This is a genomic window from Streptomyces azureus (assembly GCF_001270025.1).
Taxonomy (GTDB): domain Bacteria; phylum Actinomycetota; class Actinomycetes; order Streptomycetales; family Streptomycetaceae; genus Streptomyces; species Streptomyces azureus.
In genome coordinates this window covers 29,843-44,807 of the sequence record NZ_DF968198.1, presented here as the reverse complement: position 1 = coordinate 44,807, position 14,965 = coordinate 29,843, and the positions used below count along the sequence as shown (strand labels likewise).

Annotated in this window: 11 protein-coding genes; 5 read left to right on the top strand and 6 right to left on the bottom strand. The window is 70.3% G+C overall.

What is annotated here, in order from left to right; genetic code table 11:
* Window positions 1-89: 89 nt before the first annotated feature.
* The 3 genes from AOQ53_RS02985 to AOQ53_RS02975 form a co-directional block, all read right to left on the bottom strand.
* Entirely contained in the window at window positions 90-950 is an 861-nt protein-coding gene (locus AOQ53_RS02985; protein ID WP_059414725.1) for a hypothetical protein, read from the bottom strand.
* Between the two features lie 183 nt (window positions 951-1,133).
* The gene (locus AOQ53_RS02980) at window positions 1,134-2,225 is read right to left on the bottom strand and encodes a metallophosphoesterase family protein (protein ID WP_099054514.1); all 1,092 of its coding nucleotides are present in this window, start codon (window positions 2,223-2,225) and stop codon (window positions 1,134-1,136) included.
* Window positions 2,226-2,505: 280 nt separating this feature from the next.
* Entirely contained in the window at window positions 2,506-3,618 is a 1,113-nt protein-coding gene (locus tag AOQ53_RS02975) for a LacI family DNA-binding transcriptional regulator (protein ID WP_078945115.1), read from the bottom strand.
* A gap of 431 nt (window positions 3,619-4,049) precedes the next feature.
* On the opposite strand from AOQ53_RS02975, the gene hisC reads away from it, so the two are divergent.
* Window positions 4,050-5,129, top strand: a complete 1,080-nt coding sequence (gene hisC / locus AOQ53_RS02970) for a histidinol-phosphate transaminase (protein WP_059414719.1) — start codon at window positions 4,050-4,052, stop codon at window positions 5,127-5,129.
* Between the two features lie 36 nt (window positions 5,130-5,165).
* On the opposite strand, the gene AOQ53_RS02965 is transcribed toward hisC, so the two are convergent.
* On the bottom strand, window positions 5,166-5,567 hold the full coding sequence (locus AOQ53_RS02965) for a cyclophilin-like fold protein (protein ID WP_059414718.1): 402 nt from the start codon (window positions 5,565-5,567) through the stop codon (window positions 5,166-5,168).
* Window positions 5,568-5,698: 131 nt separating this feature from the next.
* Between AOQ53_RS02965 and AOQ53_RS02960 the strand changes: the two genes are divergently transcribed.
* From AOQ53_RS02960 to AOQ53_RS02945, 4 genes are all read left to right on the top strand, one after another.
* Window positions 5,699-7,207 carry a cytochrome ubiquinol oxidase subunit I gene (locus AOQ53_RS02960; RefSeq protein ID WP_059414716.1) on the top strand — a complete coding sequence of 503 codons (1,509 nt, stop codon included), beginning with the start codon at window positions 5,699-5,701 and terminating at the stop codon, window positions 7,205-7,207.
* A gap of 20 nt (window positions 7,208-7,227) precedes the next feature.
* Window positions 7,228-8,232, top strand: a complete 1,005-nt coding sequence (gene cydB / locus AOQ53_RS02955) for a cytochrome d ubiquinol oxidase subunit II (protein WP_059414714.1) — start codon at window positions 7,228-7,230, stop codon at window positions 8,230-8,232.
* Window positions 8,233-8,244: 12 nt separating this feature from the next.
* Window positions 8,245-11,778 carry a thiol reductant ABC exporter subunit CydD gene (gene cydD, locus AOQ53_RS02950; protein WP_059414713.1) on the top strand — a complete coding sequence of 1,178 codons (3,534 nt, stop codon included), beginning with the start codon at window positions 8,245-8,247 and terminating at the stop codon, window positions 11,776-11,778.
* 104 nt (window positions 11,779-11,882) lie between these two features.
* A complete protein-coding gene (locus AOQ53_RS02945) occupies window positions 11,883-12,941 on the top strand; it encodes a M23 family metallopeptidase (protein ID WP_059414711.1) in 1,059 nt (352 codons plus the stop codon).
* Window positions 12,942-13,010: 69 nt separating this feature from the next.
* Here the strand turns inward: AOQ53_RS02945 and AOQ53_RS02940 are convergent, their stop codons facing one another.
* Window positions 13,011-13,898 carry a Cof-type HAD-IIB family hydrolase gene (locus AOQ53_RS02940; RefSeq protein WP_078945114.1) on the bottom strand — a complete coding sequence of 296 codons (888 nt, stop codon included), beginning with the start codon at window positions 13,896-13,898 and terminating at the stop codon, window positions 13,011-13,013.
* 152 nt (window positions 13,899-14,050) lie between these two features.
* Entirely contained in the window at window positions 14,051-14,953 is a 903-nt protein-coding gene (locus tag AOQ53_RS02935; protein WP_059414708.1) for an LLM class flavin-dependent oxidoreductase, read from the bottom strand.
* Between the last annotated feature and the right edge of the window lie 12 nt (window positions 14,954-14,965).

Below are 14,965 nucleotides of genomic sequence, written 5' to 3'. Positions count from 1 at the left end.
CGTCCGCACACAGGCCGAGGGCCGGGGATCGGTGGTCCCTGGTCCCCTGGCCCGCGGGGGCGAATCGGCCTGCGGCACTGACCCGATGGCTACTCCGGCTGGTGTTCCGGTCCTCCGAAGTCCGGGCTGGTGTAGTCCGGGCTGCTGAAGCTCGGCCGTGAGCCGCGGTTGCCGTCCTCCGGGCTGGTGAAACCCGGGCGGTCGTAGCCGAGGTGCGGAATGCGGCTGACCGGTGTGGACGGGGAGGTGTGGTGCAGCGCGGCGGCCGAGCTCGGGCCGACGAGGGCCTCCCGGAGGAACGGCAGGATGCCGCGTTCCAGCAGGGCCTCGCGCCAGGCCTCCCTGGCCCGGTCCACTTCACCTTGCAGTTCGCCGTGCGGGCCGCCCTCGGCCGTCGGCTTGTTGCGCAGGGCGGTGATCAGCAGTCCCACCGCGGCGACGAGGATCGCGACCGCGGTCACGGCGCCGAACACCCAACCCGTGGTGAGCATGGTGCGGGCGAACGCCTGCTCGGGGTTGAGCATCTGGAGGATGTAGCCGACGAGCAGGAAGATCGCCGCGGCGGTTCCGGCCAGGACGGGCGCGAGGACGACGGCGACGGCGCCCGCGCCGGCGGTCTCGGCGACCTCGCCCAGGGTGGCGGCGAGGCCCGCCGCGCCCGCGTCCGGCTCGGAGGAGCCGGATTCGCGCACGGCCGGTTGGCGGGACGGCGCCGGCTGGCGCGTTTCCTCACGGACTTTGACGTAGTGCTGGTATTCGGTCGACGCGGCCGCCGTGATGAGCGCGGTGGCGTTCAGCGCCATGGTGCGCAGTTGTTCGGGGTTGAGCCGCTGTCCGACAGCGGCCAGTTCCGGACGGTGTGGTGCGGAGCGCAGCGCCTCATCGAGGATCCGCTCGTAGTCCTGGCGGTCCTCGCTCAGCAGGTGCTGCGGAACGCTGTTCATGTGCATCCCCCGATGCTCCGTAGGGCTTGGGGCTCGGCATGCTGACGAGCCGTCGGGCAGAAACGGAGGGGAGCCTGCTACGGATAAGCCGATGGTAGAGCCGTGAAGGTGGGCGGTGACAGGGGGTTTACCGAAATTGGCCCTTCACCGGTCCGGTCCTGAGACGGGAAACGCCTGCCCGGTGAACGTTCACGTACCCAGCGGCAGTTGCTGGACCAGCAGCTTTCCGGCCATGGTCACGCCGCCGTCCATGGCGATGGCGAGTCCGTCGGCGTAGACGTGCGGTCCCTCGACCACGGGGTCGGAGTTGTCCTCGTCGTCCTCGGAGCCGACCTCGCCCAGCAGATAGGGAATCGGGCTGTGACCGTGAACGATGCGGGTGCCCCCGTACGTATCGAGCAAAGAGCGTACGGCGTTCGCGCCGCCCTCGTCGCGGAAGGAGAACCGCTTGGTGAACTTGCGGAACAGGTCCCAGACCTCGTCCGCGTCGTTGCGCGTGAGCGTCTCGCGGACGGTGTCGTTGACCTCCTCGATGGAGCGGCCGTAGTCGAGGTAGGCGGTGGTGTCGGAGTGGACGAGCAGGTGGCCGTCGACCTCCTCGACGGCGTCCAGACGGGCCATCCACTGCAGGTGGTGGTCCTGGAGGCGGTCCATGTCGGTCTTCTGGCCGCCGTTGAGCAGCCAGGCCGCCTGGAAAGTGGCGGTGCCCGCGCCGGAGTTGACGGGGGTGTCGCCGAACCGCTTGGCGCCGAGCAGCAGCAGCTCGTGGTTGCCCATGAGCGCCTTGCAGTAGCCGCCCGCCGCGGCGGCCTCGGCGGACAGCCGCATCACCAGGTCGATGACGCCGATGCCGTCCGGGCCGCGGTCGGTGAAGTCGCCGAGGAACCACAGCCGGGCGGTGCCCGCGCACCAGTTGCCGGCGGCGTCGAGGAGGCCCTTCTCCTGGAGGGCGGCCACCAGCTCGTCGAGGTAGCCGTGCACGTCGCCCACGACGTACAGCGGGCCCTGCCCGGTGTCGTCCTGCGGCGCTGCGGCGGCCTCGGGATCGACCGTCACCTGGACGGTGTCGCCCCGGTTGATCACGGGCAGATCGCGCTCGGTCGGCGTGTACCCCTCGGGGTAGGTCTCCTCGGGCGGCGGGGCGACCTCGCCGGGGTGGGCGCTGTGGGCGTACGGACCGGCCTCGTGGACGTACGCGGGCACCCGGAAGTCGCGCAACGTCGCCGTCCGCTCCACCTCGGGTCCCTGACCGGCCCCCTGAGTCATCGACCCCTCCACCATCGCGCCGCATCTGCACCGCATCGGACTGCCTGGTCGTAGCGGCCCGTCGGTGTCGTGGGCCCATCATAGGAATGCGGATCGCGCCATGTGATGACCCAGGGGTGGTGAATCAGAGCAAGAGTCCAGTTCACCGCGGCTTTCGCCCCGATTGGGCCGGGCTTTGACCACCGTGTGACCGTCCTCGCTTTCCTTCTCTTCGCGAGAACGATCCCTTCTCTCCGGGGGACCGGCCCTGTTTCTCCCCAGGAGTGCGCACTTCCCTTTACCCGGGTGTACCGGCCTACGTCTCCTCGGCTGACCGAGGCGGGCTGACCGTCGTGCGCGGCGGGCGCCGCTGGGAGGACGTGCGCACGATCAGCTCCGTCGGTATCACCTGCTCCACCGGACGGTCCGAATCCGCTCCCTCGATGGCGTCGATGAGGAGCTGCACGACCGCTGTGCCGATGCGTCGCGGTTTCAGGGAGAGCGTGGTGATGGGCGGCTCGGTGTTGGCGTACACGGTGGACTCGCTGCAACAGACCAGCAGCAGGTCTTCCGGTACGCGCAGGCCGTAGCGGCGGGCGGCGGCGAGCAGGTCGGTGCCGTTCGGGTCGAACAGCCCGTAGACCGCGTCGGGCCGGTCGGGGCGGGCCAGGAGCCGGTCGGCGGCGACCGCGCCCGCGCACGGATCGTGCGCCGGATAGGCCTCGTACACCGGATCCTGGCCTACGCGCTCGCACCAGCGCAGGTATGCGGTGGTCGACAGGTGGGTGTACGTGTCGGTCGTCGTGCCGGTCAGCAGGCCGATGCGGCGGGCTCCTGCGTCGGCCAGGTGGTCGAGGATGCCGAGGACGGCGGCCTCGTGGTCGTTGTCGACCCAGGCCGTGACCGGCAGCGAGCCGGCCGGGCGGCCGTCGGAGACGACCGGCAGACCCTGCCGGACGAGTTCGCTGACCACCGGGTCCTGGTCGGAGGGGTCGATGACGACCGTGCCGTCCAGGGCGACGTTCGACCACACGTCGTGGCGGGAGGTCGCGGGCAGGATCACGAGGGCGTAGCCGCGGGCGAGCGCGGCGGAGGTGGCGGCTCGCGCCATCTCGGCGAAGTAGGCGAACTCGGTGAAGGTGAAAGGTTCATCCCCGTACGTCGTCACGGTCAGGCCGATGAGTCCCGACTTGCCGGTACGGAGGGTCCGGGCGGCGGCCGAGGGGCGGTAGCCCAGACGGTCGGCGACCTCGCGGACATGGCGCCGGGTGGCGTCCGGGAGCCGGCCCTTGCCGTTGAGGGCGTCGGAGACGGTCGTGATGGACACTCCGGCGGCGGCGGCCACGTCTCTGATACCCGCCCGACCCGACCGACTGCCTCGACGTGAGGTTTCCGCGCGGCTCACCTGGTGCTTCCCTGCTGCTGTCATGGCGAGCCGATAGTAGGGCTCATGCGGTGGGGTAGTGCGGACGCATATGCACGCGTTGACAGGCACGTTTCTGCATGATCATTTAACCTCAATTGCTTGGGAAACCAAGGGCGTTGGGCGCTTCCATGCCAGTAGGTGTCTTGTCGGCGCGCACGGGCCTGCCAAGTGGCCGATGTTGCGAAGAGGTCTCAACTCACCTGCACGGGGGATGCGCGCCACGGCGTGCACCACCGGCGCGTAGATATATGTGCGGCGCGCCCCTGGATTCGTACGCCTTCGTACGGCGATGCCCCTGATGCCGGTGGGATGTACGGGGTCGGTGTTCGTCGCTCCGTCGTGGCTATACGCAGCGGGGCCGAATCCTCATAAGGTGAGGAGTATTGGATGTCGGCGGCGGTCATGGGCCGCCGGTCTTCGCGAGGAGGACTGCGGTGAGCGAGACGAGCCCCAAGCTGCGCGCCGAGCTGGAGGGGATCCCCACCTACAAGCCGGGCAAGCCGGCGGCGGCGGGCGGGCCGGTGGCCTACAAGCTGTCCTCCAACGAGAACCCCTATCCGCCGCTGCCGGGCGTGCTGGAGACGGTGACGGCGGCCGCCTGCAACTTCAACCGCTACCCGGACATGGCGTGTACGGGGCTGATGAACGAGCTGTCCGAGCGGTTCGGCGTGCCCCTCTCCCACGTGTCCACCGGTACCGGGTCGGTCGGTGTCGCCCAACAGCTGATCCAGGCCACGTCCGGCCCCGGCGACGAGGTCATCTACGCCTGGCGGTCCTTCGAGGCGTACCCGATCATCACGCAGATCAGCGGCGCTACCTCGGTGCAGGTGCCGCTGACGTCCGGTGATGTGCACGACCTCGACGCGATGGCGGACGCGATCACCGACCGGACCCGGCTGATCTTCGTCTGCAACCCCAACAACCCGACGGGAACGGTCGTGCGGCGGGCGGAGCTGGAGCGCTTCCTCGACCGGGTGCCCGGTGATGTGCTGGTGGTGCTCGACGAGGCCTACCGCGAGTTCATCCGCGATCCCGAGGTGCCGGACGGTGTCGAGCTCTACCGCGACCGGCCCAACGTCTGTGTCCTGCGGACATTCTCCAAGGCGTACGGCCTCGCCGGTCTGCGCGTCGGCTTCGCCATCGCCCACGAGCCGGTGGCCGCGGCGCTGCGCAAGACGGCGGTTCCGTTCGGGGTGAGCCAGCTCGCGCAGGAAGCGGCGATCGCCTCGTTGCTTGCCGAGGACGAGCTGCTCGGCCGGGTCGGCTCGCTGGTGTGTGAGCGCACGCGCGTGGTCGACGGGCTGCGCGCCCAGGGCTGGACGGTGCCCGAGACCCAGGCCAACTTCGTGTGGCTGCGGCTGGGGGAGCGCACGGTCCCGTTCGCGGAGGCGTGCGAGCAGGCGGGCGTGATGATCCGGCCGTTCCCGGGTGAGGGTGTGCGGGTCACGGTCGGGGAGACCGAGGCGAACGACATCTTCCTGAAGGTGGCGGAAGGGTTTCGCAAGGACCTCTAGGAGCTGGGAGGGGCCCGTTGTCCGAGCCGTCCGGCGCTAGTCGTCGGCCGGTTCCACGCGTATCGGGTCGCCGTCGCGCACGGTCGTGAGCAGGCGGGGGTCGCCGTCGACGCGGCCCAGGACGTTGCACGGGCTCGCAAGGCGGTACTTGTCGCCCTGCGAGATGGGCGTGGGGCCGTAGCGGAGGGCAAGGGCGCCGCCGTCGGTCCAGAAGGCGACCGTGCCCGGTTCCACGACCTGCCGGGCGTCTGTTTCACGTGAAACCGGCAGTCCTGTGTCGAAGAACACCTCTTCGTCCCAGGTGCGGACGGTCGAGACGAAGGGCAGCGTCTTGGCGAGTGCCTGACTGGTCGGGGTGTCGTCGAGGGTCGCGGTGAGGTGGCCTTCGGGCCAGGAGATCCGTGTATGGAGCGGTGCCCGTGTCTGCCCGCCGCTGATTCAACATTATGTTGAAGTTCACGCCAAGAGGTTGACCCGGGGCCGGGGCCCCCTCAACGGCTCGAAAGTCCGTGCTGCATAATGGCTTGTGAATGTGAACGCTTTCACAAGCGTATGTAAGGAGCGGCGACGTGGACCTCGCTTTGGCGCCGGAGACCCTGGCGCGATGGCAGTTCGGCATCACCACCGTCTACCACTTTCTGTTCGTCCCCCTGACGATCTCGCTGGCCGCCCTCACGGCCGGGCTGCAGACCGCGTGGGTGCGGACGGAGAAGGAGAAGTACCTCCGGGCGACGAAGTTCTGGGGCAAGCTCTTCCTGATCAACATCGCGATGGGTGTGGTCACCGGCATCGTGCAGGAGTTCCAGTTCGGCATGAACTGGTCCGACTACTCACGCTTCGTCGGTGACGTCTTCGGCGCGCCGCTCGCCTTCGAGGCCCTGATCGCCTTCTTCTTCGAGTCCACCTTCATCGGCCTGTGGATCTTCGGCTGGGACAAGCTGCCCAAGAAGATCCACCTGGCCTGCATATGGATGGTCTCGATCGGCACGATCCTGTCGGCGTACTTCATCCTCGCGGCCAACTCCTGGATGCAGCACCCGGTCGGCTACCGCATCAACGAGGCCAAGGGGCGGGCCGAGCTCACCGACTTCTGGCTGGTGCTGACCCAGAACACCGCGCTCGCCCAGGTCTTCCACACGCTCACCGCGGCTTTCCTGACCGGTGGCGCCTTCATGGTCGGCATCGCCGCCTTCCACCTGGTCCGCAAGAAGCACGTCCCTGTGATGAAGACCTCGCTGCGGCTGGGCCTCGTCACCGTCGTCGTCGGCGGTCTGCTCACCGCGGTCAGCGGTGACGTCCTCGGCAAGATCATGTACCAGCAGCAGCCGATGAAGATGGCCGCGGCCGAGGCACTGTGGGACGGCGAGAAGCCGGCGCCCTTCTCGGTCTTCGCCATCGGTGACGTGGACAAGGGGCACAACAAGGTCGCCATCGAGATACCCGGTCTGCTGTCCTTCCTCGCCAAGGACGACTTCACCTCGTATGTGCCCGGCATCAACGACGTCAACAAGGCCGAGCAGGAGAAGTACGGGCCCGGCGACTACCGGCCCAACATCCCCGTCGCCTACTGGGGCTTCCGCTGGATGATCGGCTTCGGCATGACGTCGTTCGCCATCGGCCTGGCCGGACTGTGGCTGACCCGCAAGAAGTTCATGCTGCCCCAGCATCTGCGAGTGGGCGAGGACGAGGTGCCGCATCTCGTGCTGCTGCCGAAGAAGGCTCTCGGTCCGACCCTCACCAAGTGGTACTGGCGCATCGCGATCCTCACTCTGGGCTTCCCGCTGATCGCCAGCTCCTGGGGCTGGATCTTCACCGAGATGGGCCGCCAGCCGTGGGTCGTCTACGGCGTGCTCCAGACCCGTCACGCGGTCTCCCCCGGTGTCTCCCAGGCCGAGGTCATCACCTCGATGATCGTCTTCACCACGCTGTACGCGATCCTCGCCGTCGTCGAGGTCAAGCTGCTGGTCAAGTACGTCAAGGCGGGCCCGCCGGAGCTCACCGAGGCCGACCTCAATCCGCCCACGAAGATCGGCGGCGACTCCCGTGACGCCGACAAGCCGATGGCCTTCTCGTACTAGGCCGAGGGAGCTGCACAGTCATGGAACTGCACGACGTCTGGTTCGTCCTGATCGCCGTCCTGTGGACCGGCTACTTCTTCCTGGAGGGCTTCGACTTCGGAGTCGGTGTGCTCACGAAGCTGCTCGCCCGCAACCGGCCCGAGAAGCGGGTGCTGATCAACACCATCGGCCCTGTCTGGGACGGCAACGAGGTATGGCTGCTCTCGGCGGGCGGCGCGACCTTCGCCGCCTTCCCCGAGTGGTACGCCACGCTCTTCTCCGGTTTCTACCTGCCGCTGTTGCTCATCCTGGTCTGCCTCATCGTCCGGGGTGTGGCCTTCGAGTACCGCGCCAAGCGGCCCGAGGAGAACTGGCAGCGCAACTGGGAGACAGCGATCTTCTGGACCTCGCTGATCCCCGCGTTCCTGTGGGGTGTGGCCTTCGGCAACATCGTGCACGGCGTGAAGATCGACCAGGACTTCAACTACGCCGGCGGCGTCCTGGACCTGCTCAACCCGTATGCGCTCCTGGGCGGCCTCGTCACGCTGGCCCTGTTCACCTTCCACGGGACGGTGTTCGTCGGGCTCAAGACCGTCGGGGAGATCCGGGAGCGGGCGCGGAAGCTGGCGCTGCGCGTCGGCCTGGTGACCGCCCTGCTGGCCCTCGCCTTCCTGCTGTGGACGCAGTCCGACCAGGGCGACGGGGCGTCGCTCGTCGCGCTGGTCGCGGCCGTGGCGTCGCTCGTCGTGGCGCTGGTCGCGGCGCGGGCGAGGCGTGAGGGCTGGGCGTTCGCCCTGTCGGGGCTCACCATCGTGGCCACGGTGGCGATGCTCTTCCTGACGTTGTTCCCGAACGTCATGCCGTCGACGCTGAACCCGGACTGGAGCCTGACGGTCACCAACGCCTCGTCCAGCCCGTACACGCTGAAGATCATGACCTGGTGCGCGGCGATCGCCGCTCCGGTCGTGATGCTTTACCAGGGCTGGACGTACTGGGTGTTCCGCAAGCGGATCGGTACGCAGCACATCGCCGAGACCGTGCACTGAGGTGTGTTTCACGTGAAACCAATCGATCCGCGTCTGCTCCGGTACGCCCGTGCCACCCGGGTCTTCCTGGTGGCGGTCATCGCCCTGGGGGCGATCGGGGCGGGACTGGTCATCGCCCAGGCGATGCTCATCGCCGAGGTGGTGGTCGGCGCGTTCCAGCACCGCATGGCGGTGTCCGAACTCGGCACTCCCCTGCTGCTCCTGGCCGCCGTCGCGGTCGGCCGGGCGCTGGTCGGCTGGCTCACCGAGCTCGCCGCGCACCGGGCGAGCGCGGCGGTGAAGTCCGAGCTGCGGGGGCGGTTGCTGGAGCGTGCCGCTCAGCTGGGGCCGGGCTGGCTGAGCGGACAGCGGACCGGTTCGCTGGTCGCTCTGGCCACCCGGGGTGTCGATGCCCTCGACGACTACTTCTCGCGGTATCTGCCGCAGTTGGGTCTCGCGGTGATTGTGCCTGTGGCGGTGCTGGCGCGGATCGTCACCGAGGACTGGGTCTCCGCGGCCATCATCGTGGGCACCCTGCCGCTCATCCCGGTCTTCATGGTGCTGATCGGCTGGGCCACCCAGTCGAGGATGGATCGTCAGTGGCGGCTGCTGTCGCGGTTGTCCGGGCACTTCCTGGACGTCGTCGCGGGGCTGCCGACGCTGAAGGTCTTCGGGCGGGCCAAGGCGCAGGCCGAGTCGATCCGGCGGATCACCGGCGAGTACCGGCAGGCGACCATGCGGACGCTGCGGATCGCCTTCATCTCGTCCTTCGCGCTGGAGCTGCTCGCGACGATCTCGGTGGCCCTGGTCGCCGTGACGATCGGCATGCGGCTGGTGCACGGCGAGATGGACCTGTACATCGGCCTGGTCATCCTGATCCTGGCGCCGGAGGCGTATCTGCCGTTGCGGCAGGTCGGGGCGCAGTACCACGCGGCGGCGGAGGGACTGGCCGCGGCGGAGGAGATTTTCGAGGTACTGGAGACGCCTGTTACGGCGTCCGGTTCCGGGGCCGTGCCGGTGGGTGCGCTGGCTTTCGAGGGAGTGACCGTTCGCTACCCGGGGCGGTCGGCGGACGCCGTGTCGGACGTGTCCTTCACTGTCGAGCCCGGGGAGACGGTCGCGCTGGTCGGGCCGAGCGGTGCCGGCAAATCGACGCTGCTGCACGTCCTGCTCGGGTTCGTGCCACCAGCCGAGGGGCGAGTGCGGGTCGGGGGAGTCGACCTCGCCGACGTGGACCCGGAGCAGTGGCGGTCCCGGATCGCGTGGGTGCCGCAGCGGCCGCATCTGTACGCCGGGACGATCGCCGAGAACGTACGGCTGGCGCGGCCCGAGGCCGACGACGACGCCGTACGGCGGGCGCTGCGGGACGCAGGGGCGCTGGAGTTCGTGGACGCGCTGCCCGAGGGTGTGGACACCGTGCTCGGCGAGGACGGAGCCGGGCTGTCCGCCGGGCAGCGGCAGCGGCTGGCGCTGGCCCGGGCGTTCCTCGCGGACCGGCCCGTGCTGCTGCTCGACGAGCCGACGGCCGCGCTGGACGGGGCCACCGAGGCCGAGGTCGTGACGGCGGTACGGCGGCTGGCGGCGGGGCGGACGGTGCTGCTGGTGGTGCACCGGCCGGCGCTGCTGGGCGTGGCCGACCGGGTGGTGTGGCTGGCGGAGCCCGAGGCCCCGGTGCCTGTCGCGTCTTCCCCGGTGCCTGTCACATCCTCCGCGGTGCCTGTCGCGTCCGTCGTGGTCCGGAATCCCGGAACGGTTTCCGCTGAGGACGAGTTGCCCGCCGCGGCCTCTCCGACCGAGCCCGGCGGCCGGCCCGCTTCGGGCGGGGTCCTCGCACGCGTTCGCGCCATGTCTGGTGCCCGGCGAGGGCGCCTGGGCCTCGCGCTGCTGCTCGGGAGTCTCGCACTGGGGAGTGCCGTAGGGCTCATGGCCACCTCCGGGTGGCTGATCTCGCGGGCCTCGCAGCAGCCGCCCGTGCTGTATCTGATGGTGGCCGTGACGGCGACGCGGGCCTTCGGGATCGGGCGGGCCGTCTTCCGGTACGCCGAGCGGCTGGTCTCGCACGACGCCGTGCTGCGGATGCTGGCGGACACCAGGGTCGCGGTGTTCCGCAGGCTGGAGCGGCTGGCGCCCGCCGGGCTGCGCCGGACCCGCCGGGGTGATCTGCTGTCCCGGCTGGTCGCTGACGTGGACGCGTTGCAGGACTACTGGCTGCGGTGGCTGCTGCCGGCCGGGGCGGCCGTGGTCGTGTCAGCCGCGTCCGTCGGGTTCACGGCGTGGCTGCTGCCCGAGGCCGGGGCCGTGCTCGCGGCCGGGCTGCTGGCGGCGGGAGGGGGCGTGCCACTCGTCACGGGTGCCGTCGCGCGGCGGGCCGAGCACCGGCTGGCGCCCGCCCGCGGGGTGCTCGCGACGCGGGTGGCCGATCTGCTCACAGGAACCGCGGAGCTGACCGTCGCAGGTGCCCTCCCCGCGCGGACCGCCCAGGCACGCGAGGCCGACGGGATGCTCACCCGGATCGCCTCGCGCGCCGCCACCGCCACGGCACTCGGCGACGGGCTCACCGCGCTGATCTCCGGCCTGACCGTCACGGCCGCCGCCTTGGTCGGCGCGCAGGCGGTCGCGGCCGGGCGGCTGGACGGAGTGACCATGGCCGTCGTCGTCCTCACCCCGCTGGCCGCCTTCGAGGCCGTGCTCGGGCTGCCGCTCGCCGTGCAGTACCGGCAGCGGGTACGCCGGAGCGCCGAGCGGGTGTACGAGGTGCTGGACGCTCCGGAGCCCGTGGCGGAGCCCGAGCACCCCCGGCAGGCGCCCGCGTCGCCGTTCCCGGTCGCCGTCAAGGGGCTGGCCGCGCGGTACGCGGGGCAGAACCGGGACGCGCTCGCCGGGCTGGATCTGACCCTCGAAGAGGGCCGCCGGGTCGCCGTGGTCGGACCGTCCGGCTCCGGCAAGACGACGCTGGCGCAGGTGCTGCTGCGCTTCCTCGACGCGGACGCGGGTTCCTACACGCTGGCGGGTGTGGACGCGTACGCGCTGCACGGCGACGACGTACGACAGCTCGTCGGGCTGTGCGCGCAGGACGCGCACCTCTTCGACAGCTCGCTGCGCGAGAACCTGCTGCTCGCCAAGAAGGACGCCACCGAGGACGAACTGCGTGCCGCGCTCGGCCGGGCCCGGCTGCTGGACTGGGCAAGCGGCCTGCCCGACGGGCTCGACACTCTGGTCGGCGAGCACGGGGCGCGGCTGTCGGGAGGGCAGCGACAGCGGCTCGCGCTGGCCCGGGCACTGCTCGCCGACTTCCCCGTCCTGGTGCTCGACGAGCCCGCCGAACACCTGGACCTGCCGACCGCGGACGCGCTCACCGCCGACCTGCTGGCCGCCACCGAGGGCCGTACGACGCTGCTCATCACGCACCGGCTGGCGGGTCTGGAGGCGGTGGACGAGGTGATCGTGCTGGACCAGGGACGTGTCGTGCAGCGCGGGGCGTACGCGGAGCTGGTGGCCGTGGACGGGCCGTTGCGGGAGATGGCGGAGCGGGAGGCGGCGTCGGAGTCGTTGGTGGCCGTGCCTTAGCGGGGCCACAACCGGCGCCGCACTGAGCCGTTCGGGGCAACCGGTCCCCCAGCCGTACGATGTGAACAGGGTCGGGTCGGCCGGTCTGGGTGACGATCACTGACATGAGCTCATATCGCCGCCACCGGCTGCTCGTTCCGGTTCTCCTGTGCGCCCTGGCGGTCCTCGCGGCCCGGCCGACGGCGGCGCACAAGGACCCCGGGAACGGCACTGGCGGGGACTCGGGTCTCAGCGCCGAGGTGGCGCGGCTGTACGAGGAGGCCGCGGTGGCGACGCAGCAGTACGAGGCCGGGCGCGAGGAGGCCGAGGAGCAACGGGCCAGAGCCCAGCGGGCCGAGGAACTCCTGGACGGTCAGCGGCGGCACATCGCGGCCCTGCACGAGGACCTCGGCAGGATCGCCCGCGCCCAGTACCGCTCCAGCGGTGGCCTGCCGGTGGCCGCGCAGATGATCCTCGCCGATGGCCCAGACGACCTGATGCGAGGTCAGCACGCGTTCTCACAGACCAATCTCGCCGTGAACAACGCGATCTCCAGGAGCCACCGGGCCGAGGCACGACTCGCCGCGGACGAGGCCAAGGCCGCGTCCCACTGGCAGGCACTGGAGAAGCGGAACAAGCAACTCGCCGACCTCAAGGCCGACATCGAACAGAAGCTGGAAACGGCACGCTCGCAGCTCCAGGGGCAGGCGGACGCCTCGGCCGCAGCCGGGGCGTGCCGTGGGGCCGTGCGGCTCGACCAGCCGGAGACGCCCTTCACGAGCGCGTGGGTCGCGCCCGTGCGGACGTACGAGCTGTCCGCGTCCTACGGCAGCGGCGGTGCGCGGTGGTCCAGCAGGCACACCGGGCAGGACTTCGCGGTGCCGATCGGCACGCCGGTGCGGGCCGTGGGCGAGGGCCGGGTGGAGAAGGTGTCCTGCGGGGGGCCCTTCGGCATCGAGATCGTGCTCAGGCACGCGGGCGGCTACTACACGCAGTACGCCCACCTCGCGTCCGTCGCGGTCGACCAGGGGGAGCACGTCAGCCCCGGCCAGTGGATCGGCCAGTCGGGCAGCACGGGCAACTCCACCGGACCGCACCTGCACTTCGAGGCCAGAGTCACGCCGGAGATGGGCTCCTCCGTGAACCCGGTGTCATGGCTGGCGGCGCGAGGGGTGTCGCTCTGACCCCGGCGAGAGCCGCACACAGACGAACCACAGCCACGGCCGAGCCGCAGGCCGTAGCCGCCGCGACAGCTACGGCAGTTCCGTGAGCAGCTGCTCGATCACGACCGCCACCCCGTCCTCGTTGTTCGCGACCGTCCGTCCCGAGGCCGCGGCGATCACGTCCGGGTGGGCGTTGCCCATCGCGTAGGACCGGCCCGCCCAGGTCAGCATCTCGACGTCGTTCGGCATGTCGCCGAAGGCGACGACCTGCTCGTGTGAGATGCCGCGCTCGGCGCAGCACAGGGCGAGCGTGCTGGCCTTGGACACACCGGGACCGCTGATCTCGAGCAGGGCGCTGGGGCTGGAGCGGGTCACGTTGGCGCGGTCGCCGATGGCGAGCCGGGCCAGGGTCAGGAAGGCGTCGGGATCCATCTCGGGGTGGTAGGCCAGGATCTTCAACACCGGCTCCGCGGCCGCGCGGTGACCCGGCGACAGCAGCTCCTCCGCCGGGGCGAGGCTGTCGGGGATCTCCATGTGCAGCTTCGGGTAGGCCGGCTCCTGGTAGAAGCCGTACGTCTGCTCCACCGCGTACACCGTGCCCGGAGCCGCATCACGCAGCAGGCGTACGGCGTCCAGCGCGTTCGCCCGCTCCAGCTCCCTCACCTTCACGAATCGGTGGGAGCCGGGGCCGCCGTGCAGGTCGACCACGGCGGCGCCGTTGCCGCAGATCGCCAGGCCGTGGCCGTGCACGTGGTCGCTCACGACGTCCATCCAGCGGGCCGGGCGGCCCGTGACGAAGAAGACCTCGATACCCGCCTCTTCGGCGGCGGCCAGCGCGGCCACCGTGCGCGGGGACACCGACTTGTCGTCGCGCAGCAGGGTGCCGTCGAGGTCGGTGGCGATCAGCCGCGGAGGGAGGGTATCGGCCGCGGTCTCGGGCTGTCGGGTCGCTGAGGTCACCCGGCCATTGTCCCGCATATGCCTGCACGGGCGTGCGGGAGTCCGCACAGGTGAGTGGATACCGCCCTCACCAGGAGCTTCCCGTTCGCCTCCCGCAGGACGCCTCAGCGCAGCCGCGCCGGAGCAGCCTGACGTCTCAGCGTAACTCCACCGGAGCCGCCCGAGGTCTCTCAGCGCAACTGCGCCGACGCCTCCATGGCGATCTGCTCGAACGCCTTCTCGTCCGCCGCGAAGGGCGAGTCGGGGATGGGCCAGTGGATCACGATCTCCGTGAAGCCCAGTTCCATGTGCCGGCCGGCGAAGTCGACGAAGGCGTCCAGGGACTGGAGCGGGCCGACGCGGTCCGGGGTGAATCCGGTGAGCAGGACCCTGTCGAGGTCGGTCATGTCCCGGTCGATCTCGGCACAGGTGTCGGCGAGCTTCTCCGCCTGGCCGCGAATGGCCTGAATCGACTGTTCAGGAGTGCCGTTCTCGTACAGCTTGGGGTCGCCGGTGGTCACCCACGCCTGCCCGTACCGGGCGGCGAGCCGCATCCCGCGCGGGCCGGTCGCGGCCACCGCGAACGGCAGCCTGGGGCGCTGCACACAGCCGGGGATGTTCCGTGCCTCGTGGGCCGAGTAGAAGTCGCCCTCGTACGACACCGCGTCCTCACTGAGCAGCCGGTCGAGCAGCGGAACGAACTCGGCGAAACGATCGGCACGCTCGCGCGGGGTCCACGGCTCCTGGCCGAGCGCGGTGGCGTCGAAGCCGGAGCCGCCCGCTCCTATGCCGAGAGTGACCCGCCCGCCGGAGATGTCGTCGAGGGAGATCAGCTCCTTGGCGAGGGTCACCGGGTGCCGGAAGTTCGGCGAGGTCACCAGGGTGCCCAGCCGCAGCCGGTCGGTGACGGTCGCGGCGGCGGTGAGGGTCGGTACGGCGCCGAACCAGGGGCCGTCCCGGAAGCTGCGCCAGGACAGGTGATCGTAGGTGTACGCCGTGTGGAAGCCGAGCTGTTCGGCGCGTGTCCAGGACGTACGGCCGCCTTCCTGCCAGCGGCGGTAGGGGAGGATCACGGTGCTCAGACGCAGACTCATGGCATCGAGCCT